This is a genomic window from Nocardiopsis sp. NPDC006198 (assembly GCF_040613895.1).
Classification (GTDB): Bacteria; Actinomycetota; Actinomycetes; order Streptosporangiales; family Streptosporangiaceae; genus Nocardiopsis; species Nocardiopsis tropica.
On sequence record NZ_JBEXSY010000069.1, the window covers coordinates 1 to 26,013 of the forward strand.

The following is a 26,013-nucleotide window of genomic DNA, read 5'->3' on the forward strand; positions in this document are numbered from 1 at the left end:
GTCGTCGCGGCCGCCGCCGAAGGAGCGGCGCTCGCCCGAACCCTGGCCGGCGCGGTCCTCGCGCCCGCCGCGGAAACCGCCCCGGTCGCCGCCCCGGCTGTCGCGGTCCCCGCCGAAGGAGCGGCGGTCCCCCGAACCCTGGCCGCCGCGGTAACCACCGCGGTCGCCCTGGTAGCCGCCGGAGCGGTTGTCGTCACGGCCGCCGCGGTGGCCGCCGGAGCGGCTGTCGCGGTCGCCGTGGGGGCGCCGGTCGTCGCGGCCCCGCGGGCCGCGCTCGTCACGCTGACCGCCTCGGGGGCGGTCGTCGCGGCGGCCGTGGCCACCGCGGTTGTCGTAGTCGCCGCGCTCACCGCGCGGGGCGTCGTCCCGCGCACCGCGGGAACTTTCATTAGGTGTGCTCACCGGTGTCGTCTAGACCTTCGATGTCGTCGGGGAGGAACGGCGCCAGATCAGGCAGCTCGTCGAGGCCTCGCAGGCCCAACCGTTCCAGGAAATAGGAGGTGGTCCGATACAGCTGCGCACCGGACTCTGCGTCGTGTCCGGCCTCTTCGATCAGGCCCCTCAGTACGAGGGTACGCATAACTCCGTCACAGTTGACACCGCGTACTGCGGAGACCCTGCCACGGGAGACCGGCTGCCGGTAGGCCACCACCGCCATCGTCTCCAGTGCGGCCTGTGTGAGCCGCACCTCCTGCCCCTCCCGGAGGAAGTGCTCGACGACGTCGGCGCATTCGGGGCGCGTGTACACACGCCACCCGTCGGCCACCGCCCTCAGGTCGAAACCCCGCCCCTGCTCGGTGTATTCCCGGGAGAGGTCCTCCAGTGCCGCGGAGACGACCGTGACGGGGACGTCCAACGCCTTCGCCAGTTCGTACTCCGACACGGGCTGGTCGACCACCATGAGCACAGCCTCCAGGTCGCGCCGCAGGGTGGGCGGGGCCTCGGCCCCGCCCACCCCGATCGTGTCCTCGCAGGTCACTTCCGCTCCTCCCCCGGTTCCACCGCGTCCGTCCCGTCGTACTCGCTCTCCAGCTCGACCTCGCCCTCACCACCGGTCCAGGTGACCAGCAGCTCCCCCAGGGGCTCGGGCTGGTCGAAGCCCACACTGGACGCCCGGTACAGCTCCAGCAGGGCCAGGAACCGGGCGATGACCTCGAAGGTACCGGTGCAGGCGGCCGTGAGCTCGGCGAACGTCAACCGACCGTGCTCGCGCAGTTCGGCGACCATCAGCTCGCCCTGCTCCTTGACGGAGGTCTTGGTCTGGTGGATGTGGGTGACGGGCACGCTCGGCGCTTCCCTGGGCGTGAACACCAGTCCCGCCAGTGCCGCGAACTCCTGCGGGCCCAGCCGGAAGATCACCTCGGGCCTGAGCGCCGCGAACTGCTCCTCCAGGGGGACGGCGCGCGCGTAGCGGCGCCCCTGGGAGGCCAGCCGGTCGCGCATGAACGAGGCGACCTCCTTGTACGCCCGGTACTGGAGCAGCCGGGCGAACAGCAGGTCGCGGGCCTCCAGCAGGGCCAGGTCGGCCTCGTCCTCGACGTCGCCGCGCGGCAGCAGGCGGGCCGCCTTCAGGTCCAGGAGCGTCGCCGCGACCAGCAGGAAGTTGCTGGCCTGGTCCAGGTCCCAGTCGTCGCCGAACGTGCGGATGTGCGCGATGAACTCGTCGGTGACCTTCGACAGGGACACCTCGGTGATGTCCAGCTTGTGCTTGGAGATCAGCCCCAGGAGCAGGTCGAAGGGCCCCTCGAAGTTCTCCAGGTGCACCTGGAAGGCGTTCTCGTCCACCTCGGAGGTGTCCACCGGGCTCCGCTCAGCCGCCATGGCCGCGACCCCACGTCGTCTCACTCATGCGAACAAGGGTGTCACCGGCCGGACCCCACCGGTGACACCCGCACCCTTTCCGTCGTCGAACCGGCACCCCCTCCGGTACCGGTACGCGTCCCGGCCGCCGCTCAGCCCTCGGTCAGACGGCGTACCAGCATGCTGGCCTGGCCGTTCTCCTCGAAGTCGGCCAACAGCACCGCGACGGCCTCACGGACCAGGCGGCCCCTGTCGGCCGACAGTCCGTGCTCCGCCCTCAGCGAGAGCCGGGTCTGCTCCAGGGCCAGCAGCTCGGGCCCGGAGATGTAGACGGTGATCTTCTCGTCGTGGCGCTGCCGCCCGCTCGGCTTGGGAGCTCCGAGCACCTTGGTGCCGGACGTGCCCCCCGACGTGCGACGCGGCGTCTCGTTCCTTCTGCCCTGCTCCGGTGCCGTGTGCTGGCGTTCGGTCTCTTCCGGCACCTCCTCGGTGCCGCTGGGGCGGAAGAACAGCTCGTCCGCCCCGGGTAGGGTCACGCGCCGTGACCGCTGAGAGGCCACCTCGCCAGCACCTCCTTGGCCAGGTCCCGATAGGCGTTGGCCCCGGCCGAGGTCGAGTCGAACCTGGTGATGGGCTCGCCCGCCACGGTGGCGTCCGGGAAGCGCACGGTGCGGTTGATGACCGTGCCGTAGACCTTGTCGCCGAACCCGTCGATGATCGTGGACAGCACCTCGCGCGCGTGGAGCGTGCGCGGGTCGTACATGGTGCCCAGGAACCCGTCGATGACGAGGTCCTCGTTGAGCCGCTCCTGGACCTTCTGGATCGTGTCCATGAGCAGCGCCACACCGCGCAGCGCGAAGAACTCGCACTCCAGCGGCACGATGACGCCGTCCGCCGCGGTGAGGGCGTTGACGGTGAGCAGCCCCAGCGAGGGCTGGCAGTCGATCAGCACGACGTCGTAGTCGTTGATCACCGGGCGCAGCGCGCGGCCGAGCATCTGCTCGCGCGCCACCTCGCCCACCAGCTGCACCTCGGCCGCCGACAGGTCGATGTTGCTCGGGATCAGGTCCAGTCCGTCGACGTCCGTCTTGAGCAGGACGTCCTCGACCGTCACGTCCCGCTGCATGAGCAGGTTGTAGACGGTCAGGTCCAGCTCGCGCGGGTCGAGCCGGCCCAGTCCGACCGACAGGGCCCCCTGCGGGTCGAAGTCGACCAGCAGGACCCGTCTGCCGTACTCGGCGATGGCCGCACCGAGGTTGATGGTGGTGGTGGTCTTTCCGACCCCGCCCTTTTGGTTACAGAGTGCTACAATCCGTGCCGGGCCGTGTTCGTCCAGCGGCTCTGGCTCCGGATACTTGCGTTCCGGTCTCTTGCTGTGCAGGTCGGCCCCCGTGTTGCGTGTCGTCCCCCAGGGGTTGGTCACCGGGTCGGCGAGTTCCCTCTCGCCGACGGGTGCGGTATGCGCAGCCACGTCGTCCTCCGCCCAGTTCACAACCCTTGACCTCCCCTACGGGCCGACCGGGCCCGAAGGTGCCACACCCCCTGCGCCCGGCGGCCGTCGGAAACTCAATATGTCGACAGCAACGTACCTCTGTGCGGCGACTCTAGATCGCCGACACGGCGCACTTCAACGAAACGCATGGGTAGAATCCCACGCCTTCGCCTCCGGGGGAAATCGGGCCGGGCAGGCCCGTTGTTCCACTTCGCCCGCCGGACAGGCCTTTTCGTCGACATAGCGCCACGTCAGCGCCGTGCACGCGGATGACTCGAGGCATACACCTCACGCAAACGCTCCACCGTCACAAGTGTGTAGATCTGCGTGGTGGTGACCGAACTGTGCCCCAGTAACTCCTGTACGACGCGGATATCGGCGCCCCCGTCGAGCAGGTGCGTGGCGAAGGAGTGCCGCAGGGTGTGCGGTGAGACACCCCCGGCCCCGGCGCGCTCCGCGACGGCCGCCAGCACCCCCCAGCCGCCCTGACGGGTCAGCCTCCCCCCGCGGGCGTTGAGGAACAGGGCCGGCCCGCCCCGGCCCGAGGAGGCCAGGGAGGGGCGGGCCCGCACCAGGTACGCGGACAGCGCCCGCCGGGCGTAGGAGCCCAGGGGGACCACGCGCTCCCTGCCGCCCTTGCCGCGGAACCGCACCAGGCCGACCGCCTCGTCCCCGCCGACCGCGTCGGCGACGTCGTCCACGTCCAGCCCGACCGCCTCGGAGATGCGCGCGCCCGTCCCGTACAGGACCTCCAGCAGGGCGCGGTCGCGCAGGGCGAGCAGCGCGGAGCGGTCCCCGGCGGGCGGGGCCGGGACACCGTCGGCCGGGCCCGCCGCGGCCAGGATGCGCTCCACCGTGTCCAGCGGCACCGCCTTGGGAAGCCGCATCGGCGGGGTCGGCGGGGACACCTCCGCCGCGGGGTCGCTCCCGGCCCACCCCTCGCGCACGGCGAACCGGTGCAGACCGCGCACCGCGGCCAGGGCCCGCCCGGCCGACGCCGCGCCGAGCGGCGGACGCCCCTCCCCGCCCTCCCGCAGCGCACGCAGGAACCCGCCCACGTGGGCGGGTCCGACGCCCTCCGGGGAGGCGACCCCGGCGGAGGCCAGGTACTCGGAGTACCTTCGCAGGTCGCGGCGGTACGCCAACAGGGTGTTCGCGGCCAGTGCGCGCTCGGCGCTGAGGTGGTCCAGGAACGCCGCGCACACCTGTGCCAGCGGCCCGGCGTCCGCGGGGTCGCCGCCCGCGCCGGGGCGCGCCCCCCTCCCCTGCGGCACGGGGCCCCCTGGGTCTCCCGCCGGCGCGGCGGCCGGTTGGTCGCCCACGGGTCAGCCGGCGGGGAGTTCGCGCAGGGACGCGAAGCCGTCGGCGGAGGCGGCGTGCGCGGCCAGGATCCCGATCACGGTCGGACCGTTGTGCAGGCGCCCCTCCATGACCAGGCGCACCGCGTCCTCCAGCGGGACCCACTCCGCGGCCAGGTCGGTCTCCTCGTGCTCGCGCACGAAGTCGATCTCCTCGGCCGGGACCTCGGACAGGCCCCGGGCCATGAACACGTGGATGCGCTCGTCGGAGAACCCGGGGCTGGGGAAGAAGTCGGGGAGCCCGTACCACCGCTCGGCGCGCAGGCCCGCCTCCTCGACCAGTTCCCGCCGGGCCGTGGGCAGCGGGCCCTCGCCCTCCACGTCGATCATGCCGGCGGGCAGCTCCCACAGGGTGTGCCGGGCGGGGTGCCGGTACTGGCGCAGCAGCAGCACCCGGCCGTCGTCGTCCAGGGCCAGGACGGCGGCCGCCCCCGGGTGCTGCATGTAGTCGCGCCCCGCGACCGTGGTACCCACGCCCCCGGCGCCGGGCATCTCCACCCAGTCGGTGCGCATGGTGACCCTGGCACTGCGGTAGCGCACCTCCGACCGGTCCACCGGCCACGACTCGGGGGCGTCCGCGACCTTCGCGTCCGCCCCCGTGGTCTCGTTCTCGGCCGGGTGGGTGTCACTGGGCATGGGATCGCCTCTCAGGATCGTGCCCCACCCGGTCCGGCGGTCAGGAGACCTTGTGCTCCAGAGCCGCCGCGATCAGCCCGCTGAAGAGCGGATTGGCCTTGGTCGGGCGGGAACGCAGCTCCGGGTGCGCCTGCGTCGCGACGAAGAACGGGTGCGCGTCCCGGGGCAGTTCGACGTACTCCACCAGCTTGCCATCAGGGGAGAGCCCGGAGAACACCAGACCCGCCTCCTCCAGCCGGGAGCGGTACGCGTTGTTGACCTCGAAGCGGTGGCGGTGGCGCTCGGAGGCCTGCGCGGTGCCGTCGTAGAGCTCGCGGACCACGGTGCCCTCGCCCAGGTCGGCCGGGTACAGGCCCAGCCGCATGGTGCCGCCCATGTCGCGCTCTCCGGCCACGACGTCGGTCTGGTCGGCCATCGTCGCGATGACCGGGTCGACCGCCTTGTCGTCGAACTCGGTGCTGTTGGCCCCCTCCAGCCCCAGCACGTTGCGCGCGTACTCGATGACCATCGCCTGGAGGCCCAGGCAGATGCCGAGCAGCGGAACGCCGTTCTCACGGGCGTACCGGATCGCGCCGAGCTTGCCCTCGATGCCGCGCACGCCGAAGCCGCCGGGGATGAGCACGCCGTCGGCGCCGTCGAGCTCGGAGGCCGCGCCCGACGGGCTGGCGCAGTTGTCGCTGGCGACCCAGCGCAGGTTGACGCGGGTGTCGGTGGCGAACCCGCCCGCGCGCAGTGCCTCGCTGACCGACAGGTAGGCGTCGGGCAGGTCGATGTACTTGCCGACCAGCGCGATGGTGACCTCGTGGCCGGGCTGGTGGACACGGCGCAGCAGCTCGTCCCACTCGGTCCAGTCCACGTCCCGGAAGGGCATGCCCAGGCGGCGGACGACGTAGGCGTCCAGGCCCTCGCGGTGCAGCACCTTGGGGATGTCGTAGATGGAGGGGGCGTCGGGGGTGGAGACCACGCCGGCCTCGTCCACGTCGCACATGAGGCTGATCTTGGACTTGAGGCTCTGCGTGATGGGCCGGTCCGAGCGGCACACGATCGCGTCGGGCTGGATGCCGATGCTGCGCAGCGCGGCGACCGAGTGCTGGGTGGGCTTGGTCTTCATCTCCTTGGCGGGGCCCAGGAAGGGGATGAGGGAGACGTGGAGGAAGAAGCAGTTCTCCCGGCCGATCTCGTGGCGGATCTGGCGGACCGCCTCCAGGAAGGGCTGCGACTCGATGTCGCCCACCGTGCCGCCGATCTCGGTGATGACGATGTCGACGTCGGGGGCGTCCATCGCGTAGATGCGCGCCTTGATCTCGTTGGTGATGTGCGGGATGACCTGCACGGTGTCGCCGAGGTAGGCGCCCTGGCGCTCCTTGGCGATGACGCTGGAGTAGATCTGGCCGGTGGTGACGTTGGCCGTCGCGGCCAGGTCCACGTCCAGGAAGCGCTCGTAGTGGCCGACGTCCAGGTCGGTCTCGGCCCCGTCGTCGGTGACGAAGACCTCGCCGTGCTGGAAGGGGTTCATGGTCCCCGGGTCGACGTTGAGGTAGGGGTCCAGCTTCTGCATGGTGACCCGCAGACCGCGCGACTTCAGGAGTCGTCCCAGGCTGGAGGCGGTGAGGCCCTTGCCAAGACTGGAGGCGACGCCGCCAGTAACGAAAAGGTGCTTGGTACTCGCGGCGGATGCCAAAGTGTTGCTCCCGTGGGTTGAGTGGCTACGGCGGGCTCGGGACGAGCTGAGCGGCCGTGCGGCGGTCCGGTCGCGGGCGTTGGGATCTTCGCTCAGGCCGCCGGACTCCACGGGGCACCAGGATAACAGGCCCCCCGTCTGCACTCACCTGGGAACACCGCGCACCGCACGGGTGTTCCCCGGCCCGACCAGCGTGCTTTCCCCGTGGGGAAGGGGCTTCGCGGCACGTCACACCCTCCGCGGACCCCGCGGCCGGGCCGGAAAAATCATCCGAACCCGGCCAGGACGGACGCTCGGGCGACGGCCCGCGCGACCCTCACGGCGACGAACAACACACCCGGGGGCGACCGGGGCCACGGCGCCCGGCACGGGCCCGTCCCCGGTGGGGGCGCGCCGCGTGCGGGTCCGCACGCCCCCGCACGCGGCTCCGGGGACGGGAGTGCGGGTCAGGCCGGGAACCCGCCGGCGCGCCCCAGGTAGGCGGGCGGCTGCTTGCCCAGCCGCCCACCCGTCCACTCCCCCAGCGCGGCGGCGTCCGACAGGCTCACGCCCGTGTGCAGGCCGCTGCGGTGCAGCATGTACAGCAGGTCCTCGGTGGCGATGTTGCCGGTCGCCGCGGGCGCGAACGGGCACCCTCCGAACCCGCCCACGCTGGAGTCGAGCACGCGCACGCCCTCCTCCACGGCCGCGAGCGCGTTCGCGTAACCCGTGTTGCGGGTGTTGTGGAAGTGGCAGCGCAGGGCTCGGCCGCCGGCGACCTCGGCGACCCGGCCCAGCAGGTCCCTCACCTGACCCGGCACCCCCACGCCGATCGTGTCGGCCAGGGCGATCTCCACGGCGGCGGTGTCGGCGATCCGGCGGACGACCTCCACCACCCGCTCCGGCCCGACCTCGCCGTCGAACGGGCACCCGAACGCGGTCGAGACGGTCACGCTCAGCGGGATCCCCGTCCCCGCCAGCGCGGCGTCGATACCGGCCAGGGCGTCCAGCATCTCCTCCACCGTGCACCCCTGGTTGCGGACGCAGAACCCGTCCGTGGCGGGCACCGCCACGTTGACCTCCGACACCCCGGCGGCCACCGCGCGGTCCAGCCCGCGCCGGTTGAGCACCAGCCCGATGTGGGAGACCCCCGGCGCGCGCCGGACGCCCGCCATGATCTCCTCGGCCCCGGCCATCTGCGGGACGCGCTTGGGGTTGACGAAGCTGACCGCCTCGATCCGGCGGGCCCCGGCGTCCACGGCGCGGTCGATCATCTCGATCCGCTCCTCGACCGACAGCGTCGTCGCCTCGTTCTGGAGGCCGTCACGCGGCCCCACCTCGACGATCTCGACGTGCTCCGCACCCTCGGGCCCACGGTCGTGCCTGGTCATCGTCCCCGCCTCTCCACGCCCCGTCGCGTTCTGCGCCCAGGCTAGTGGAGCCCCGCCCGCGGTCCCGGAACCGGGGTGGCCGGCGCCTCCCCGCCGGTCAGCGCAGGGCGAGCGCCGGACGGACCTCCCAGGTCGTCCACACCGGGCGGTACCCCATCCGGTGCCAGAACGGCCCGGACAGCGGGTTCATCGCCGCGTAGTTCAGCACCGAGACGCCCACGCCGTGGCTGTCCAGGGCCTGGTGCGCCTGGCCGACCAGGGCGGTGCCGATCCCGTTGCCGCGCTCGTCGGCGATCACCACCCCGTAACCGATGTGCGCGATCGGCCGGGCGTTCACCAGGGGCTTGGCCCACCGCGAGCGCTCCGGCGGCGACACCCACAGCAGTCCGACGGCACGGCCGCGGCGCTCCGCCAGCCAGATCCACGAACGCGAGCGGTTCAGCGCCCGCGCCGCCACCTCCCGGGTCTGCTCGGCGGTGTCCGGTTGCAGGAACACACCGCCGAAGTTCTGCTCGTACCGGTGCTCCTCCATCAGCAGCCCCACCACCTGGGTGAGGTCGCTGCGGTCGGCCAGCCGGATCGTCACGTCGCGCGGGGGCAGCGACGGGGGGACCCCGCGCCGCCGCTTGCGGGCGGCCAGGACCGTGTAGGGCTGGAGGCCGTGGCGCTGGAGCGGGATGATGCCGCACACGTCGCGGGCGGGCCAGCTCACCAGCGCCGCCGACTCCGAGCCGGTGCCCGTCGGCAGGTCCTCCAACTGGTCGCGCCAGCTGGTCAGCAGGGAGTCCAGGGCTCGGCCGGGGTCGGGCCCCCCGACGATGGGCGTGAGCCAGTGCTGGTCGGGCACGCCCCAGATCCGGCCGACCTCGCCGGGCTGGTACCAGGTGTAGTGCATGGTGCCCGCCGCGACCGTGCGGCCGTCCTCGTCGCTGACGGTCAGGAGCGGGTAGGAACCCGGGGCGAAGCTGACGGGTTCGGGCAGCAGCGGGTCCGATGCGGCCCAGCGCTGCGCGGCCGACCGCACCAACGGGTCCAGGCCGACGTCGCCTCCGGGCGACTCGTCGTGCCGCACCCGTGCGACATAACCGCTCATCCACCCCTCCCCTAGCGGATCCCCGCGCCGAGCGCGCGTCCCCTGACCGGTCGGCCGGACGGTGCGCGGCGCCGTCCGTGGCCGTCGTGCCGCCCCGACGGGACCGGATTCACCGCGGGCGGAACGAAACGACCGTACCGCCTCAGAACCGAACGGGAGAACCGAACAGTGAACAGCCGCCGAAAATTCACTCCCCGCGGCCGCGCCCGTCCGAAACTTTCGTCCGCCCGCCCCCGTCCGGGGCGTTGTGGACGCGCACCACGGTAACGGATGGAAGGTCACTCTCGGATGCCGGGGCGGTCAACGCAGCGACACGGAATCGTCCCGCTCCGTCGACGGTCCGCGGCCGGGGAGCGGCGCGCGCCTCTCCGCGTCCGCGGGTCACCCGTCGGCCGAGCCGCCCTCGGTGACGGTGGTGTTGCGGCCGTGGTTGATGACCTCGGGGTCGCCGGAGGCGAAGGAGACGGTGTTGTCCACCCCGACCAGCACGATCTTGTCGGCGGAGCCCACGTCCACGGTCGACCCCCGGCCCGTGGCGCGCACCAGCCCGCAGTCGCCGTCCAGGACCACGACGGCGTCGTCGGCGGTGACGACGACCTCGCGGTCCCCGCACTCCTCGCTGACCTCGGCTCCGTCGTCCACGATGATGAGGACGTCCTCGTTGATGACGTTGTGCTCGGGGACCGCGGCCTCGTGGGCCGCCTCCTCGGGGGTCGGGGGCACCGCGGGCTCGTCCGACTCGTCCTGCCCGAAGGCCGTCCCACAACCGGTGAGCAGGACGGTGGCCAGCGAAGCGGACACCAGCGCACCGCCCGCGCCCACCAGATACCGAACCCTCATGCGTCCCCCACAGCCGAATACACGGCAATCACGACATACGTCCTGCGTAAGGCCAAGAGTATGTCACGCGGAGGTAACTGTGCGACCTCATCGTTCTCGAAACGTGCCTCGCCCGAGACGCCGCGTACGGCCCCGCGCGGGGACCGCCGAGGCCGCACGCCCCGCCCGGCAGGGGCCGGACGCACCCTCCCCCTACTTCACACCGGCCGCGTCCATCCCACGAAGCTCCCTCTTCAGCTCACCGATCTCGTCCCGCAGCCGGGCCGCGAGCTCGAAGTGCAGGTCGGCGGCGGCCTGGTGCATCTGCGCGCCCAGCTGCTCGATCAGCCCGGCCAGCTCGGCACGCGGCATCGCCGACACGTCCGCACGCTCGCCCAGCGCCGGCACGGGGGCCTTGGCGCCCTGGGGGCCGCCGCCGCGGTACCCCGTGGCCATGAGCTGCTCGGTGTCCACGTCCTCCCGGTTCAGCGAGTCCAGGATATCGGCGATCTGCTTGCGCAGCGGGGTCGGGTCGATCCCGTGCTCGGCGTTGTACGCCAGCTGCTTCTCCCGACGGCGGTCGGTCTCGTCCAGGGCGGCCCTCATCGAGTCCGTCACGTTGTCCGCGTACATGTGCACCTGGCCCGCGACGTTGCGCGCCGCGCGGCCGATGGTCTGGATCAGCGAGGTCTCCGAACGCAGGAAGCCCTCCTTGTCCGCGTCCAGGATCGCCACCAGCGACACCTCGGGCAGGTCCAGGCCCTCACGCAGCAGGTTGATGCCCACCAGCACGTCGAACTCGCCGACCCGCAGCTCCCTCAGCAGCTCCACCCGGCGCAGCGTGTCCACCTCGCTGTGCAGGTACCGCACCCGGATGCCCAGCTCCGCGAAGTAGTCGGTGAGGTCCTCCGCCATCTTCTTCGTCAGGGTGGTCACCAGCACCCGCTCCTGGCGCTCGGCCCGCACCCGGATCTCGTGGACCAGGTCGTCGATCTGCCCCTCCGTGGGCTTGACCAGCACCTGCGGGTCCACCAGGCCCGTCGGGCGGATCACCTGCTCCACCACGTCGCCGCCGCTCTGGCGCAGCTCGTAGCGGCCCGGGGTCGCCGACAGGTAGACGCTCTGCCCGATCCGCCCGGTGAACTCCTCCCACTTGAGCGGCCTGTTGTCCATGGCCGACGGGAGCCGGAAACCGTGGTCGACCAGCGTGCGCTTGCGCGCGGCGTCGCCCTCGTACATCGCGCCGATCTGCGGGACGGTCACGTGCGACTCGTCCAGCACCAGCAGGAAGTCCTCGGGGAAGTAGTCCAGGAGGGTGTTGGGGGCGCTCCCCGGCTCGCGGCCGTCGAAGTGCCGTGAGTAGTTCTCGATGCCCGAGCAGGTGCCCAGCTGCCGCATCATCTCCAGGTCGTGGGTGGTGCGCATGCGCAGGCGCTGCGCCTCCAGCAGCTTGCCCTGCCCCTCCAGCTCGGCCAGCCGCTCGGCCAGCTCGGCCTCGATCGACGCGATCGCCCGCTCGGTGCGCTCCTCACCGGCCACGTAGTGCGAGGCCGGGAAGATGAACATCTCCTGGCTCTCCCCCAGCACCTCGCCGGTGAGCGGGTGCAGCGTCAGCAGGCGCTCGACCTCGTCACCGAACATCTCGATGCGGATCGCCAGCTCCTCGTACACCGGGATGATCTCGACGGTGTCGCCGCGCACCCGGAACGTGCCGCGCGTGAACGCGGTGTCGTTGCGCGAGTACTGCATCTCCACCAGGCGGCGCAGCAGCTGGTCGCGGTCGACCTCCATGCCCACCGACAGCTGCGCCATCCGGTCCACGTACTCCTGCGGTGTCCCCAGACCGTAGATGCACGAGACCGACGCCACCACGATCGTGTCCCTGCGGGTGAGCAGCGAGTTGGTCGCCGAGTGGCGCAGGCGCTCCACCTCGTCGTTGATCGAGGAGTCCTTCTCGATGTAGGTGTCGCTCTGCGGGACGTAGGCCTCGGGCTGGTAGTAGTCGTAGTACGAGACGAAGTACTCGACCGCGTTGTCGGGCAGCATCTGCCGGAGCTCGTTGGCGAACTGCGCCGCCAGGGTCTTGTTGGGCTGCATCACCAGGGTCGGCCGCTGGAGCTGCTCCACCGTCCACGCCACCGTCGCCGTCTTGCCCGTACCGGTCGCACCGAGCAGGACCGTGTGCGGGTCCCCCTCGCGCACCCTCCTGGTGATCTCCGCGATCGCCCCGGGCTGGTCCCCCGCCGGTGTCATGTCCGAGATGACCTCGAACGGTGCCTCACTGCGCTTGATGCCGCTGACCGGTCGCACGTCGCCCTCTTCTCCCGCTCCTGCCTGCGGGGCGCCCCCGAGCCGCCCCATGTCCCCTCACACCTAACGCTACAGACAGCCCAGGACATCCCTGGGCGTCCGGGACGCCGGAGACTACCATCGGAGCCAGCGCCCAGCGCCCCGAGACGAGGTGCCAGCCGTGTCCCACCCCTCCAGACCCACTTTCGACCCCGGCCTCCCACCGCGCGCGCTCGCGCGCATGAGGGCCCGCCCCGAGAAGCTCCTCCCCGCCTCCGCCGGCCCGCCCGGGCGGCCCACCTGGAGGCAGCTCGCCCTCCTCACCGCCACGGGGGGCGCCTCCCTGGCCGTCGCCGCCCTCCTCGTCCCCGCGCTCGGGCCCGCGCTCCTCGCCCTGCTCTGCCTGGGCGCCACGGTCACCGTCCTGGCCCTGGTCTCCCTCAAGGGCTCCTTCTCCGACGACTGGGCCGACCTGGTCGTGCACTCCTTCTGGGCGCTGCCCGCGTCCGCGGCCGGGGTGCTCCTCGCCCGCCTGCCCCTGGACCGGGCCCTCGGACCGCTGGACCTGCCCGTGCCCGGCGACCCCGCCACCGCCGCCCTCTACCTGGCCGCGGCCGCGGGAGGCGCCGGCGCCGTCATGCGCCCCGGCATGGTGACCCGCCTGGCCGCCGAACACCACGACCGCTACGTCCTGCCCGAGGACTTCGGCCGCCCCTACAGCTACGCCACCCGCCGCGAGGAGCCGGAGGCCCACCTGTTCGCCCGGGCCCAACAGGCGACGGACCGTGTGGAGGAGGCCGCCGACGTGCTCGGCGACTCGTTCGAGGCCGGCCACACCCTCCCCCTCCTGCGGGAGGAGGAGTGGCGGCTGTCCCAGGAGCTGCTGCGGCTGCGCTCCCTGCGCAGGGAACTGGTGCAGCGCACGCGCGAGGCCGTCTCACCACAGGTCACGCGGGCGCTCGCACCCCACGAGGAGGCGGTCGAACGCGCCCACCGGGCGATCGCCGACCGCGTCGGCGTCCTGGCCGACTACGGCGAGCGCGTCCACGCGGCCGTCACCGCGCACCGCGAATGGGAGCAGTGCCAGGCCATCGCCGACCGGGCCGGGGACTACGCCGAACTCGCGCTGTCCTCCTCCAGGGACACGATGCACACCGAGGAACTCGACGACAGCCTGCTCGGCGTCGAGGCCGCCCGCCGCGTCCGCGAGGAGCTGGTGCGCGAGGCCGTCGACGCCGGATCCTCCCTGACCGAGGCGCTCCACCGGGGCGGCGGGGAGGGCGGAGCACCCCGGTGAGCCCGGCGCCCCGACCGCGGGCCCGCACGACCGGGAACCGTGGCGGACGCCGCAGCGCCCCTCCTGCCCCGGGCCGCCGCGGCCGGAGCCCCGCGCGGGAGGACGCGGCACAGGGGAGGACGCGGCACGCGCCCGGTACGGGACACCGCGGGGAGCGCTCAGGCCCGGGCCAGGAGGTCCTCCCACAGGCGGGCGACCCGCTCCCGCAACTCCTGCGGGGTCCCGGAGTTGTCGACCACCAGGTCGGCGGCGGCCAGCCGGGCGTCCCGGTCCGCCTGCGCCCGGATCCGCGCCCACACCTGCTCACGCGGCACGCCCCGGCTCCGCACGACCCGCTCCACCCGAGCCTCGTCGGGGGCGTCCACCACCACGACCACGTCGTAGAGGGGCCCCAGGCCGTTCTCCACCAGCAGGGGGACGTCGTAGACGACGACCTCCACCCCTGCGGCCACCGCCTCCTCCATCAGCTCCGCGCTGCGCCGGGCGACCAGCGGGTGCACGATGGCGTTCAGCGCGGCGAGCCTGTCCGCGTCGGCGAAGACGACCTCGCCCAGCCTCGGACGGTCCAGCCCGCCCCCCGGGGCCAGCACCCCCTCGCCGAACTCCGCGACGACGGCGTCCAGCCCCGGCGTCCCCGGCTCGACCACCTCCCTGGCGATCGCGTCGGCGTCGACGACGGCCGCCCCGTAGGCGGCCAGCGCGGACGAGACCGTGCTCTTGCCCGAGCCGATCCCTCCGGTCAGTCCCACTTTCAGCATGTCCCGAACCCTAGACGGCCGGCCCCGGCCCGGTGCGGGCGCCCCGCCCCGACCGTGCGGGACCTCACCCCGCGGCCCCGGAGCGCACCGCAGGAACGACCTCCTTGCGCATGTGCACCATGACCAGGTGGTCGGCCACACGCTCCCGCGACGTCTCCGCGTACCCGCGCTCCCGGTACAGGCGCTGCTCACCGGCGCCCTGGGCGCCGGTGGACAGGGTGAGGGAGGTCAGCCCGGGGTGGCGGACCGACAACTCCTCCTCCACCCGGGTGAGCAGCGCCCGCCCGATGCCGAGGCGGCGCCGGTCGGGGGCGACCGCCAGGCGCCCCACGACGGCGTTGGTCCCCGCGACCGCCGCACGGACCGCGCCGACGATCCGTGGGCCCTCCACGGCCTTGAGGACCAGGGCGTCCGGCTGCGCGAGCACCCTGGCGATGCGGTCCAGGCCCTCGGTGAGCGGGAGCACGAACGGGTCGCCGTGGGCCTGCGCCTCGTCGACGAACGCCGCCCGCTGGAGGGTGAAGACCTCACCCGCGTCCGCGGGGGTGGCCGGGTGGATGTCGAACACGTCGTCTCCTCACGCGCCCCGCCGGCCGGGGCACTCCACCGACCCTAGCCCGGCGGGGTCCGGCTACGTGGCCGTCCGCGCGGAACCGGCGCGCCCCGGGGCGGGCGGGCGCGGAAGCGACGCGGTCGCCGTCGACGCGGGCCCGGCCCCTACCCCCGCGCGGACACGACGAAGGGCCGCCCCCCTGGTGGGGGACGGCCCTTCGCGGCTGTCAGGTGATCCTCTGCGGGACCTCCTGCTTAGGCCTCGCCGCCCGCGAGCTTCTCGCGGAGCGCGGCCAGGGCCTCGTCAGAGGCCAGGGCGCCGCTGCTGGAGGATTCCGAACCGGACGAGCCGGCGCTCGGGGCGCCACCGTCCGTGTAGTCGTCCTCTTCCTCCGGGGCGGGCGCGTTCGCAGCGTCGGCCTCGGCCGCACGGGCCTCCTCGACCTGCTTGCGGTGCGCCTCGAAGCGGGCCTGCGCCTCGGCGTAGCTGCGCTCCCACTCGTCCCGCTGAGCCTCGAAGCCCTCCAGCCACTCGCCGGAGTCCGCGTCGAAGCCCTCGGGGTACTTGTAGTTGCCCTGCTCGTCGTAGTCGGCCGCCATGCCGTACAGGGTGGGGTCGAAGTCCACCTGGTCCGGGGAGACGCTCTCGTTGGCCTGCTTCAGCGAGAGGCTGATGCGACGGCGGTCGAGGTCGATGTCGATGATCTTGACGAAGATCTCGGTGCCGACCTGGACGACCTGCTCCGGCACCTCGACGTGGCGCTCGGCCAGCTCGGAGATGTGGACCAGGCCCTCGATGCCCTCCTCGACGCGCACGAACGCACCGAACGGAACCAGCTTGGTGACCTTGCCGGGGACGACCTGGCCGATCTGGTGGGTCCGGGCGAACTGCTGCCACGGGTCTTCCTGGGTCGCCTTGAGCGACAGGGAGACGCGCTCGCGCTCCATGTCCACGTCGAGAACCTCGACGGTGACCTCCTGGCCGACCTCGACAACCTCGCTGGGGTGGTCGATGTGCTTCCAGGACAGCTCGGAGACGTGCACCAGGCCGTCGACGCCGCCCAGGTCCACGAACGCACCGAAGTTGACGATCGAGGAGACGACGCCCTTGCGGATCTGCCCCTTCTGGAGCGTGTTGAGGAACGTCTGGCGGACCTCGGACTGGGTCTGCTCCAGCCAGGCGCGACGGGACAGGACCACGTTGTTGCGGTTCTTGTCCAGCTCGATGATCTTCGCCTCGAGCTCGCGGCCGACGTACGGCTGCAGGTCGCGCACACGGCGCATCTCGACGAGGGACGCCGGGAGGAAGCCGCGCAGGCCGATGTCGAGGATGAGACCGCCCTTGACGACCTCGATGACGGTGCCGGTGACGACGCCGTCCTCCTCCTTGATCTTCTCGATCGTGCCCCAGGCGCGCTCGTACTGGGCGCGCTTCTTGGACAGGATCAGTCGACCTTCCTTGTCCTCCTTCTGGAGAACGAGGGCTTCGACCTGGTCGCCGACAGCAACGACCTCACCGGGGTCGACGTCGTGCTTGATCGACAGTTCCCGGGAGGGGATCACACCCTCGGTCTTGTAGCCGATGTCGAGCAAGACCTCGTCTCGATCGACCTTCACGATGGTGCCCTCGACAATGTCACCGTCGTTGAAGTACTTGATGGTCTCGTCGATCGCCGCGAGGAAGGCTTCCTCGGACCCGATGTCGTTGACCGCTACCTGGGGTGTCGAGGTGGCCTCGGTGCTGCTCGTCATTTGTGGGTGGACTCCGGATACGGACAGATTCAGAAAATGGGCATGCCGCGGGTTCGAGCCCGTCGATCCGTCATCCAGACGCAGAAAGCAGGGTCACGACGGAACCTGATCCGTCGGTGTACACCAGCCGCCTGGTTCCAGAGTGGTGACCGGAGCGGTGCGACACCTCTGCCCCCTGCTCGGAGACAGCAGCCGCCCGCACGAACCCACAACGGTCCCGCCAGAATATGAGACAAGGGCGTCCTGGTCAATCGGAACCCGGGGCCGCCAACCCGACGAAGGGCACAATGGCCGCAACTTACCCGAGCATGGCGGTCAAGATCAACTGGACGGTACACCCACGTCCGCACGGGCGCACGGCGCCCCGCGGGGAGCTGTGCGGACACCCGCGGACCGCCTCCCGCACCCCCGGGAAAAAAATTACGGGCCCCGGTTCCGGTCAGTCCAAAGGAGGACGAGAGCGTGACCGTTTGACGTCACCGCGGCGCCGCTTGGCATCGAGGCGACGCTGCTCGGCCCGGCGCCCCGGCCGGGTCGCCCGCCGCCCCCGCGCCGGCGGAGCCGTCGCCTCGGCCAGGAGCGACTCCATCCGCTCCCGCGCCTCGGCCCGGTTGCGGACCTGCGACCGGTGCGTCTGCACCGTCACCGTCAGCACCCCGTCCACCAGCCGCCCCCGCAGGCGCTCCAGCGCCCGCCGGCGCCGTACCTCGCCCAGGGGCCCGCACCCCGCCACGTCCAGGGACAGCGACACACGCGTGTCGGAGGTGTTGACGTGCTGCCCGCCCGGCCCCGAGGACCGCGAGAACCTCCACACCAGGGCGTCGGCGGGAACCGTGACCGAACCCACGGTCAACCCGCCCCCGTCTCCGGCCCCACCGCGCGCCGCCACCGTTCCCGCCTCCCGCGTCCCTCGCGGCGGCCCCGGGACCGGGGCCGCCGGCGCCCCGCTCAGTGCGCGGCGTCGTGCCAGTTCTGCCCGCTGCCGACCGAGACGCCCAGCGGGACACGCAGAGCATAGGCCGAGTTCATCTCGTGCGTCACGAGGTTTTCGACCTCCTCTCGCTCCCCCGGGGCGACCTCCACCACGAGCTCGTCGTGCACCTGGAGCAGTACCCGCGAGGACAGCCCCCGAGCGGTGATCGCCGCGTCCACCTGCAGCATCGCCACCTTGATGATGTCCGCCGCCGACCCCTGGATCGGGGCGTTGAGCGCCATCCGCTCCGCCATCTCGCGCCGCTGCCGGTTGTCGCTCGTCAGGTCCGGCAGGTAGCGGCGCCGCCCCAGGATCGTCTCCGTGTACCCGACCCGGCGCGCCTCCTCCACCACGGCGTTCAGGTAGTCGCGCACCCCGCCGAACTCCGCGAAGTAGTCCTCCATCAACCGCTTGGACTCCTCCGGCGTGATCCCCAGCTGCTGGGACAGGCCGTAGGCGCTCAACCCGTAGGCCAGGCCGTAGCTCATCGCCTTGATCCGCGACCGCGCCTCGCCGTCGACCTCCCCGACCGGCACCCCGAACACCTGCGCGGCCATCTGGGCGTGGAAGTCGTAACCGCTGTTGAACGCGTCGATGAGCGCCTGCTCGCCCGACAGGTGCGCCATGATGCGCAGCTCGATCTGGCTGTAGTCCGCCGTCAGCAGCTCGTCGAACCCCTCGCCCACCACGAACGCCCGCCGGATGCGCCGGCCCACGTCCGTGCGCACCGGGATGTTCTGCAGGTTCGGCTCCGTCGAGCTGAGCCGCCCGGTCGCCGCCACCGTCTGGTTGAACGTGGTGTGGATGCGCTCGTCGTCGGCGATCGTCTTGATCAGGCCCTCGACCGTCGTCTTCAGCTTCGTCTGGTCGCGGTGGTGCAGCAGCACCCCCGGCAGCTCGTGGTCGCTCTGCGCCGCCAGCCACGCCAGCGCGTCCGCGTCGGTCGTGTACCCCGTCTTGATCTTCTTCGTCCGGGGCAGGCCCAGGTCCTCGAACAGGACCTGCTGGAGCTGCTTGGGCGACCCCAGGTTGAACTCCCGGCCGACCACCTCGTGCGCCTTCTCCACCGCGCCCCGGGCCGCCGAGGCGAACTCCTCCTGGAGCTCCTCCAGGTACTCGCGGTCGGCGGCGATGCCCGCCCGCTCCATCCGCGCCAGCACGTCCACCAGCGGCAGCTCCACGTCGGCCAGCAGGTGCGTCCCGCCCCGCTTGTCCAGCTCCGCCGTCAGCACGCCCGCCAGGTCGCGGGTCGCGGCCGCCCGCACCGCCAGCAGGTGCTGGCGGCCCGAGCCCGCGTCGCCGCCCTCGCCCAGGTCCAGCGACAGCTGGTCCCCCGACGTGTCCTCCTCCAGCTCCCGGCCCAGGTACCTGCGGCACAGGTCCGCCAGGTCGAACCGGCGCTGCCCCGGCTGCACCAGGTACGCGGCCAGGGCCGTGTCGCTCACCACCCCGCCCAGCGACCACCCGTGCGCGCCCAGCGCCAGCAGGGCGCCCTTGTACTCGTGCACCACCTTGGGCCGGCCGGGGTCGGCCAGGAACCCCGCCAGCGCCTCGGTGTCGGCGGGGTCCAGCAGCGTCGGATCGACGAACACCGCCGCGCCGGCCGGCACGCTGATCGCCAGCGCGTCCACCCGGCCCGACCCCTGCCCCCAGACCGCGTCCAGCGCGAGCCCCGCCGGCGCCTGCGGCGTGAGGGTGTCGCTCTCCGGGGTGTCGGCCGCGGCGTGCTCGCGCAGCCACGCCGCCAGCTCCCCGGTGCCGGCCACCGTCAGGTCCACCGCGAACCCCTCGGCCGCCGGGGCCGCGCCCTCCCCGGCGCCGCCGTCCCCGTCCGTCTTCAGGACCGCGTACAGGCGCTCGCGCAGGTTGGAGGCGAACTCCAGGTTGTCGAAGAGCGCGTCGACCCCGGCCCTGTCCGCCTCGCCCAGCACCAGCGAGGCCACGTCGGCGCCCAGCTCCACGTCCGTGGCCAGCAGGTTGAGGCGCTGGTTGCGCAGGACGTCGTCCATGTGGTCTCGGAAGTTCTGCCCGGCCTTGCCGCCGATCTCGTCCGCGTGGGCGATCAGCTCGTCCAGGGACCCGTACTTGGCGATCCACTTGGCGGCCGTCTTGGGGCCCACCCCGGGCACGCCCGGCAGGTTGTCGGCCTTCTCACCCACCAGCGCGGCCAGGTCGCGGTAGCGCTCCGGGGGGACCGCGTACTTCTCCTCGACCGCCGCCGGGTCCATCCGCCGCAGGTCGGACAGGCTCTTCCCCGGGTACAGGACCGTGCAGGAGTCGGTGACCAGCTGGAAGGCGTCCCGGTCGCCGGAGGCGATGAGCACCTCCATCCCGGCCTCGCAGCCCTGGCGGGCCAGGGTGGCGATGACGTCGTCGGCCTCGAAGCCCGGCGCCGACAGGTTGGCCACACCGATCAGCCGCATCAGGTCCTGGGTGAGGGGCACCTGGGAGGGGAACTCCGGCGGGGTCTCGGAACGGCCCCCCTTGTACTCCTCGTACTCCTCGTGGCGAAACGTCGGGCCCGACAGGTCCCACGCCACCGCCACGTGCGTGGGCTCCTCGTCACGCAACAGCTTGACCAGCATCGACGCGAAACCGTAGACGGCGTTGGTCGACTGCCCGGTACTCGTGCCGAACTTGTCCACGGGCAGCGCGAAGAACGCCCGGAAGGCCATCGAGTGGCCGTCGAGGAGGAGAAGGCGCGGGCGCCCACCGCCGTCCGCGGGGGCGGCACTGCCCGCCCCGGCGCCGGCCTGGGATGTCTGGTCGGGGGTCTCTCGATTCGTCACCACAGACGAATCCTAGGATGCGGAGCGGACACTTCGCGGCCACCCCCGCGAGGACCCCGGCCCCGCACCGGGCGTTTTCACCCGGCCCGGGCTCGTTTCCACCGAATCGGAAGGCACACATCATGACGACGGACTCCGAGGCGCTGCGCCGCATGCTCGACACCGGCGCCCTCGCGGGCGGCCTGGGCGAGACCATGGGCATCGAGGTCACCGAGGCCTCCGCCGAGCGCGTGGTGGGCCGCATGCCGGTGGAGGGCAACGTCCAGCCGTTCGGGCTTCTCCACGGCGGCGCCTCCTGCGTCCTCGCCGAGACCCTGGGCTCCATCGGCTCCACCGTCCACGCCCACCAGTTCGGCCGCATCGCCGTGGGCATCGAGATCAACGCGACGCACCACCGCTCGGCGACCTCGGGGCACGTGACCGGCGTGGCCACCCCGGTGCACCTGGGCCGCACCCTGGCCACGTGGGACATCACCATCACCGACGACCGGGGCCGCAAGGTGTGCACCTCGCGGCTCACGTGCATGCTCCGCGACGCGCCCGAGGCGTAGGGCACACGCGCGCGGGCCTCGGGGAGGAGGGACCGCCGCGGACCGGCCGCAAGGGCTCCCGCACGACCGCGGCGCAATAACGGCCAAGGGTTTTCCCTTATTCGGTAAGGACCACTTCGGACCGCCGCCCGGCGCTTTCCCGTCTTTCCCCGGCCCGACCTCAACACTTGACGGTCGGGCTTCGTCATGCCTGGTCATCGCGACAGAATGCTTTCCCCCGTGTGCGCAGAGCTCGCAACCGTCCAACCGGAAGCACCGGGATCCCAGTGATGACTACAGAGCCATAACAGCATGACGGCGAGTCGGCACCAACGCCCGAAATGTTCTTTCCGAGGTAGAAGATCCATGATTAAGCTCCGCTAACGCTCCTGATTAAGTCATGCCACACACCGCGGGCATCAGGGCGCACACGCAACAACGGCACCGCTGCGACACGCAACGCGTGCTTCGCCGGTTGAACGGAGTGACCACGATCATGGCAAGCAAGAAGGTCCTGGGCCTGACTGCCGCAACCGCGGCCCTGGTACTCGGGCTGACCGCGTGTGGCAGCGACGGCGGAGAGGGCGGCGGGGGCGACGCCGGCGGCGGCGAGGAGTTCACCTTCGGCGTCCTCTACCCGCAGACCGGCAGCCTCGCCTTCCTCGGCCCGCCCCAGATCACCGCGGCGCAGTACGCCGTCCAGGAGATCAACGACGCCGGCGGCATCCTCGGCACCGAGGTCCCCGACATCGTCGAGGCCGACGAGGCCGGCGACAACGCCCAGGCCAACGAGGCCGCCAACGCCCTCGTCGCCGACGAGGTCAACGCCGTCATCGGCGCCGCCGCCTCCGGCATGACCCAGGCCACCTACGACACCATCACCGGTGCCGAGATCGTCCAGTGCTCCGGCTCCAACACCGCCGCCGAGCTCAGCGAGATCGAGGACGGCGGATACTACTTCCGCACCGCCCCCAGCGACGCCCTCTCCTCCATCGTGATGGCCCGCACCATCGCCGACGCCGGCCACCAGAACGTCGCCATCGTCTCCCGCGGCGACGACTACGGCCGCGGCTACGCCGACGGCCTCCAGGCCGAACTGGAGAGCCTCGGCGCCCAGGTCACCGTCAACGAGACCTACGACCCCGAGGCCACCACCTTCGACTCCGTCGTCAACGCCGTCAGCGGCGACGAGCCCGACGCCGTCGCGCTCATCGCCTTCGAGGAGGGCGCGCAGGTCATCGCCCAGCTCCTGGAGTCCGGCGTCGCGGGCGACCAGCTGTTCATCACCGACGGCCTCAACGACGCCGCCCTCGGCGAGACCGTCAACGCCGACGACCCCGACAGCGTCAACGGCATCACCGGTGTGGCCCCCAGCGCCGACAACCCCGAGTTCACCGAGGGCCTCACCTCGTTCAACGAGGAACTCGACGTCTTCCAGTTCGCCCCCCAGGTCTACGACTGCGTCACCGCCATCGCCCTGGCCGCCGAGGCCGCCGACAGCGTGGCCCCCAGCGACTACGTCGCCGAGCTGCCCAACATCAGCCGCCCCGAGGGCACCGAGTGCGGCAGCTTCGCCGAGTGCCGCGACCTCCTCGCCGACGGTGAGGAGATCAACTACCAGGGCGTCAGCGGCAACATCGACTTCGACGACAACGGCGACCCGACCGCCGCCACCTTCGAGATCTTCCACTTCGGGGACGACGGCCACGAGATCCTCGCCTACGAGGAGCACTCCGTCGACGGATAACCCCCGCCGGGCGGCCACCCCGCGGTGACCCGCCCCCAGAACACCGGCACCACCGAGGCGCCCCGGGAACACCCGGGGCGCCTCTCCCGTGTTCCAGGGGCGCCCCGCCGGGACACCCGCCGAACCCACACCCCGGCGCGGCCCCAGGACCGCACAGCCGCACCGGCCCGGACCTCCCGGAGCGGGCCCCCGGGCGGCACACCGCCCGGCCACAGACCGCGCCGCGCCCCCGCCGCCGGGGCCACACACCGCCCCACCGCACAGACGGCCCCGCACACGGCGAACGCGGCCCCACAGGCCGCCGGGAAGGCCACGGCCCCCGCACACGACGAAAGGGCGGAGCCCGCAGGCCCCGCCCCTCCGCACACCCGGTCAGCCCTTCGCGAGCGTCCCCAGGTACAACTCGATCACGTTCGGATCGTTCAACAGATCCCCACCCGAACCCGTGTACGCGTTGCGGCCCTGGTCCAGGACATAGCCCCGATCACAGATCTGGAGGCACCGGCGGGCATTCTGCTCCACCATGACCACCGAGACACCCGTCTCGTTGACCTCCTTGACCCGCTGGAACACCTCCTCCTGATAGATCGGGGACAGACCCGCCGTCGGCTCGTCCAGCAGCAGCACCGACGGATTCATCATCAACGCACGACCCATCGCCACCATCTGGCGCTCACCACCCGACAGCGAACCCGCCTTGGCCTTGCGCCGCTCCCCCAACAACGGGAACAGGTCCGCCACCACCCCGAACCTCTCCGCGAACGAACGGGGCCGCAGATACGCCCCCATCTGCAAGTTCTCCTCGATGCTCAACGACGGGAACACGTTCTGCGTCTGCGGCACGTACCCCACACCGCGCTCCACCAGGCTGTGCGCCGGCAGACCCGCGATACTCGCGCCCCGCAGCGTCAGACCGCCCTCGCGCACCGGGATCAGCCCGAAGATCGTCTTGATCAGCGTCGACTTGCCCGCACCGTTCGGACCGATGATCGCCACGACCTCACCCTCGGTGAGAGTCAGGGTGCACCCGTTCAGGATGTTCACCCCCGGCACATAACCCGCCACCAGGTCCCGCGCCAACAGCAGGTAGTCCTCCGGACCGCCCACCTCCACGGCCTCGGCCCTCGCCTGCTCCAGGACCTCCTCACGGTGCTCCTGGACCACAGCCGCGTCCTCGGCCTCCGCCGGAACCCCGTCCGGACCCGGACCCGGGCCGCCCTTCCCCGTCATTCGCCACTCCCCTGGGTCTCGACCGTCTCCTCCTGGGCACCCAGGTAGGCGTCGATCACCTGCTGGTCGGCACGGATGTCCGAGGGACGGCCCTCGGCGATCACCCGCCCCTGCGCGAGCACCACGATCCAGTCGCTGATACCCATGATCACGTCCATGTCGTGCTCGACGAACAACACGGTCTTGCCCTCGTCGCGCAACGCCGTGATGTGCCCCAGCAACGACTGCACCAGCGCCGGGTTCACACCCGCCATCGGCTCGTCCAGCATGATCATGCTCGGATCCGTCATCAGCGAACGCGCCATCTCCAACAGCTTGCGCTGACCGCCCGACAGGGAGCCGGCCATGTCGTCACGCTTGTCGATGAGCTTGAAACGCTCCAGCAGGACCAGCGCACGCGCCGTGTTCTCCCGCTCCTGCCTCTGCCACACAGGACGCAGGAACGCACCCGCCATCCGCTCCCCGAACTGACCCGGCGCACCCAACAGCATGTTGTCCAACACCGTCATACGGGTCAGGGCCTTGGTCAGCTGGAACGTCCGCACCATCCCCGCACGCGCCACCTGGTGGCCGCGCTTGCCGTTGATCGCCCGGCCCTCGAACGTCCACCGACCCCTGTCCACCCGGTCGAAACCGGTCAACAGGTTGAACAGCGTCGACTTACCCGCGCCGTTCGGACCGATCAACGCCGTGATCGTCCCCCGCTGCACCTCCACGTGCTCCACGTCCACAGCGGTCAGACCGCCGAACGACCGGCGCACACCGTCCGCCACCAGGATGGGATCCGACTTCGCCGAACCCGGAACCGGCTCCGCGCCGACCATCCGGTCGACACCCGCGCCGACGTTCGCCTCGTCACTTGACATTGACCAACATCTCCTTACGGTCGCCGATGAGACCCTGCGGCCGGAACACGATCAGCACCACCAGCATCAACCCGGCGAACGCCAGCTGGATCGCACCGTAGTCCGGACCGTCCAGGAACGGCAGCCAGCCCAGGGCGCCCATGCCCTGCAGCACACCGTCGGTGAACGTCATCAGGAACCAGAACGCCATCGCGCCCAGCACCGGACCGAACACCCGCCCGGCACCGCCCAACAGCAGGATCACCCACAGGAAGAACGTCACCTGCGGCTTGAACTGGTCCGGCTGGATCGACGCCTGGTACACCGCCAGCATGCAACCCGCCAGCGAACCGATCAGACCACCCAGCACCAGCGCCTGCATCTTGTACGCGAACACGTTCTTGCCCAGGCTGCGGACCGCGTCCTCGTCCTCCCTGATGCCCTTGATCACACGGCCCCACGGACTGTGCATCAACAACCACGTCAGACCGGCCATCACAGCCACCAGGCCCCACGTCACCACCAGGACCCACAAGTGGTTGCCGTTGTAGGCCAGCAGACCGAACCCGTACCGCTCACCCGCGTCGAACGGGTTCAGCGTCCGGAAGTCCGCCGACAGGTTCTGAAGACCGAAGGCGCCACCGGTCAACGGCTCCGCGAAACCCGCCCGGTACACCAGACGGATCACCTCCGCCGCCGCGATCGTCGTGATCGACAGGTAGTCCGCCCGCAACCTCAGCGTCGGAATACCCAGCAGCAGCGCCAACACCAACGCACACAACAGGCCCACACCGAAACCGGCGGCCAGCGGCAGATCGAACACCGCCACACTGATCCCGACGCCGTACGCGCCCACCAGCATGAAACCGACCTGACCGAAGTTCAGCAGGCCCGTGTAACCGAAATGAATATTGAGACCGATGGCGGCGAGCGCATAGATCGCCGCGATCGGACCGAACGCCGAACGGGTTGATTCGGCGAGGATCGAAAGGATGTCCATCG

At 71.6% G+C, this 26,013-nt stretch carries 22 protein-coding genes and 1 pseudogene; 3 read left to right on the forward strand and 20 right to left on the reverse strand.

Translation table 11 applies throughout. The features are described from left to right. From ABZ234_RS29125 to uvrB, 12 genes and pseudogenes are all read right to left on the reverse strand, one after another. A pseudogene (locus ABZ234_RS29125) lies at positions 1–402 on the reverse strand (pseudouridine synthase); the annotation flags it as partial. Then, positions 389–979 (reverse strand): SMC-Scp complex subunit ScpB, encoded by a 591-nt coding sequence (gene scpB, locus ABZ234_RS29130; RefSeq protein ID WP_267945729.1) that lies wholly within the window; start codon positions 977–979, stop codon positions 389–391. The gene scpB and the pseudogene ABZ234_RS29125, both read right to left, overlap by 14 nt. Beyond that, complete coding sequence (locus ABZ234_RS29135; protein WP_267945730.1) at positions 976–1,821, reverse strand: segregation/condensation protein A; 846 nt, start codon at positions 1,819–1,821, stop codon at positions 976–978. The genes scpB and ABZ234_RS29135 overlap by 4 nt, the downstream gene beginning before the upstream one ends. Positions 1,822–1,952: 131 nt before the next feature. Then, positions 1,953–2,336 carry a hypothetical protein gene (locus tag ABZ234_RS29140; protein ID WP_267945731.1) on the reverse strand — a complete coding sequence of 128 codons (384 nt, stop codon included), beginning with the start codon at positions 2,334–2,336 and terminating at the stop codon, positions 1,953–1,955. Further along, complete coding sequence (locus tag ABZ234_RS29145; RefSeq protein ID WP_267945732.1) at positions 2,333–3,292, reverse strand: ParA family protein; 960 nt, start codon at positions 3,290–3,292, stop codon at positions 2,333–2,335. Before ABZ234_RS29145 ends, ABZ234_RS29140 begins: the two co-directional genes overlap by 4 nt. A 251-nt stretch (positions 3,293–3,543) precedes the next feature. After that, the gene (locus ABZ234_RS29150) at positions 3,544–4,566 is read right to left on the reverse strand and encodes a site-specific tyrosine recombinase XerD (protein ID WP_355014141.1); all 1,023 of its coding nucleotides are present in this window, start codon (positions 4,564–4,566) and stop codon (positions 3,544–3,546) included. Positions 4,567–4,617: 51 nt separating this feature from the next. Then, positions 4,618–5,286 carry an NUDIX hydrolase gene (locus ABZ234_RS29155; protein ID WP_267945734.1) on the reverse strand — a complete coding sequence of 223 codons (669 nt, stop codon included), beginning with the start codon at positions 5,284–5,286 and terminating at the stop codon, positions 4,618–4,620. A gap of 40 nt (positions 5,287–5,326) precedes the next feature. Then, complete coding sequence (locus ABZ234_RS29160; RefSeq protein ID WP_267945735.1) at positions 5,327–6,967, reverse strand: CTP synthase; 1,641 nt, start codon at positions 6,965–6,967, stop codon at positions 5,327–5,329. Positions 6,968–7,413: 446 nt separating this feature from the next. After that, on the reverse strand, positions 7,414–8,337 hold the full coding sequence (locus tag ABZ234_RS29165; RefSeq protein ID WP_355014142.1) for a hydroxymethylglutaryl-CoA lyase: 924 nt from the start codon (positions 8,335–8,337) through the stop codon (positions 7,414–7,416). A 97-nt stretch (positions 8,338–8,434) separates the two neighbouring features. Further along, a complete protein-coding gene (locus ABZ234_RS29170) occupies positions 8,435–9,430 on the reverse strand; it encodes a GNAT family N-acetyltransferase (protein ID WP_267945737.1) in 996 nt (331 codons plus the stop codon). Positions 9,431–9,811: 381 nt separating this feature from the next. Continuing rightward, on the reverse strand, positions 9,812–10,270 hold the full coding sequence (locus ABZ234_RS29175) for a DUF3060 domain-containing protein (RefSeq protein WP_267945738.1): 459 nt from the start codon (positions 10,268–10,270) through the stop codon (positions 9,812–9,814). 192 nt (positions 10,271–10,462) lie between these two features. Next, a complete protein-coding gene (uvrB, locus tag ABZ234_RS29180) occupies positions 10,463–12,559 on the reverse strand; it encodes an excinuclease ABC subunit UvrB (protein ID WP_355014143.1) in 2,097 nt (698 codons plus the stop codon). A 160-nt stretch (positions 12,560–12,719) separates the two neighbouring features. On the opposite strand from uvrB, the gene ABZ234_RS29185 reads away from it, so the two are divergent. Continuing rightward, on the forward strand, positions 12,720–13,835 hold the full coding sequence (locus ABZ234_RS29185) for a hypothetical protein (protein ID WP_355014144.1): 1,116 nt from the start codon (positions 12,720–12,722) through the stop codon (positions 13,833–13,835). A 158-nt stretch (positions 13,836–13,993) separates the two neighbouring features. On the opposite strand, the gene coaE is transcribed toward ABZ234_RS29185, so the two are convergent. The 5 genes from coaE to polA form a co-directional block, all read right to left on the reverse strand. Beyond that, positions 13,994–14,593 (reverse strand): dephospho-CoA kinase, encoded by a 600-nt coding sequence (gene coaE, locus ABZ234_RS29190; RefSeq protein WP_355014145.1) that lies wholly within the window; start codon positions 14,591–14,593, stop codon positions 13,994–13,996. A 64-nt stretch (positions 14,594–14,657) separates the two neighbouring features. After that, positions 14,658–15,161 (reverse strand): GNAT family N-acetyltransferase, encoded by a 504-nt coding sequence (locus ABZ234_RS29195; RefSeq protein WP_344184732.1) that lies wholly within the window; start codon positions 15,159–15,161, stop codon positions 14,658–14,660. 239 nt (positions 15,162–15,400) lie between these two features. Next, a complete protein-coding gene (gene rpsA, locus ABZ234_RS29200) occupies positions 15,401–16,897 on the reverse strand; it encodes a 30S ribosomal protein S1 (protein WP_267945743.1) in 1,497 nt (498 codons plus the stop codon). Positions 16,898–17,336: 439 nt separating this feature from the next. Beyond that, positions 17,337–17,786, reverse strand: coding sequence for an alternative ribosome rescue aminoacyl-tRNA hydrolase ArfB (gene arfB, locus ABZ234_RS29205; protein WP_355014146.1), 450 nt, complete (start codon positions 17,784–17,786; stop codon positions 17,337–17,339). Positions 17,787–17,845: 59 nt separating this feature from the next. Next, positions 17,846–20,662 (reverse strand): DNA polymerase I, encoded by a 2,817-nt coding sequence (gene polA, locus ABZ234_RS29210; RefSeq protein WP_355014147.1) that lies wholly within the window; start codon positions 20,660–20,662, stop codon positions 17,846–17,848. Between the two features lie 119 nt (positions 20,663–20,781). On the opposite strand from polA, the gene ABZ234_RS29215 reads away from it, so the two are divergent. Further along, complete coding sequence (locus ABZ234_RS29215; RefSeq protein WP_267945746.1) at positions 20,782–21,210, forward strand: hotdog fold thioesterase; 429 nt, start codon at positions 20,782–20,784, stop codon at positions 21,208–21,210. Between the two features lie 475 nt (positions 21,211–21,685). Then, positions 21,686–22,936 (forward strand): ABC transporter substrate-binding protein, encoded by a 1,251-nt coding sequence (locus ABZ234_RS29220; RefSeq protein ID WP_344181706.1) that lies wholly within the window; start codon positions 21,686–21,688, stop codon positions 22,934–22,936. Positions 22,937–23,308: 372 nt separating this feature from the next. Here the strand turns inward: ABZ234_RS29220 and ABZ234_RS29225 are convergent, their stop codons facing one another. The 3 genes from ABZ234_RS29225 to ABZ234_RS29235 are packed head-to-tail and all read right to left on the reverse strand — an operon-like array spanning position 23,309 to position 26,011. Then, the gene (locus ABZ234_RS29225) at positions 23,309–24,166 is read right to left on the reverse strand and encodes an ABC transporter ATP-binding protein (protein WP_267945748.1); all 858 of its coding nucleotides are present in this window, start codon (positions 24,164–24,166) and stop codon (positions 23,309–23,311) included. Continuing rightward, the gene (locus ABZ234_RS29230) at positions 24,163–25,032 is read right to left on the reverse strand and encodes an ABC transporter ATP-binding protein (protein ID WP_267945749.1); all 870 of its coding nucleotides are present in this window, start codon (positions 25,030–25,032) and stop codon (positions 24,163–24,165) included. The genes ABZ234_RS29225 and ABZ234_RS29230 overlap by 4 nt, the downstream gene beginning before the upstream one ends. Next, positions 25,022–26,011: a branched-chain amino acid ABC transporter permease gene (locus tag ABZ234_RS29235; RefSeq protein ID WP_267945750.1), complete on the reverse strand. Its 990-nt coding sequence runs from the start codon at positions 26,009–26,011 to the stop codon at positions 25,022–25,024. The genes ABZ234_RS29230 and ABZ234_RS29235 overlap by 11 nt, the downstream gene beginning before the upstream one ends. Positions 26,012–26,013 lie beyond the last annotated feature (2 nt).

Bases quoted from the DNA above. Each gene is read 5' to 3' on its own strand.
- ABZ234_RS29135 (WP_267945730.1), bottom strand. From the start codon at position 1,821: ATGGCGGCTGAGCGGAGCCCGGTGGACACCTCCGAGGTGGACGAGAAC.
- ABZ234_RS29155 (WP_267945734.1), bottom strand. From the start codon at position 5,286: ATGCCCAGTGACACCCACCCGGCCGAGAACGAGACCACGGGGGCGGAC.
- ABZ234_RS29165 (WP_355014142.1), bottom strand. From the start codon at position 8,337: ATGACCAGGCACGACCGTGGGCCCGAGGGTGCGGAGCACGTCGAGATC.
- ABZ234_RS29170 (WP_267945737.1), bottom strand. From the start codon at position 9,430: ATGAGCGGTTATGTCGCACGGGTGCGGCACGACGAGTCGCCCGGAGGC.
- ABZ234_RS29175 (WP_267945738.1), bottom strand. From the start codon at position 10,270: ATGAGGGTTCGGTATCTGGTGGGCGCGGGCGGTGCGCTGGTGTCCGCT.
- coaE (WP_355014145.1), bottom strand. From the start codon at position 14,593: ATGCTGAAAGTGGGACTGACCGGAGGGATCGGCTCGGGCAAGAGCACG.
- rpsA (WP_267945743.1), bottom strand. From the start codon at position 16,897: ATGACGAGCAGCACCGAGGCCACCTCGACACCCCAGGTAGCGGTCAAC.
- ABZ234_RS29215 (WP_267945746.1), top strand. From the start codon at position 20,782: ATGACGACGGACTCCGAGGCGCTGCGCCGCATGCTCGACACCGGCGCC.
- ABZ234_RS29220 (WP_344181706.1), top strand. From the start codon at position 21,686: ATGGCAAGCAAGAAGGTCCTGGGCCTGACTGCCGCAACCGCGGCCCTG.
- ABZ234_RS29225 (WP_267945748.1), bottom strand. From the start codon at position 24,166: ATGACGGGGAAGGGCGGCCCGGGTCCGGGTCCGGACGGGGTTCCGGCG.
- ABZ234_RS29230 (WP_267945749.1), bottom strand. From the start codon at position 25,032: ATGTCAAGTGACGAGGCGAACGTCGGCGCGGGTGTCGACCGGATGGTC.
- ABZ234_RS29235 (WP_267945750.1), bottom strand. From the start codon at position 26,011: ATGGACATCCTTTCGATCCTCGCCGAATCAACCCGTTCGGCGTTCGGT.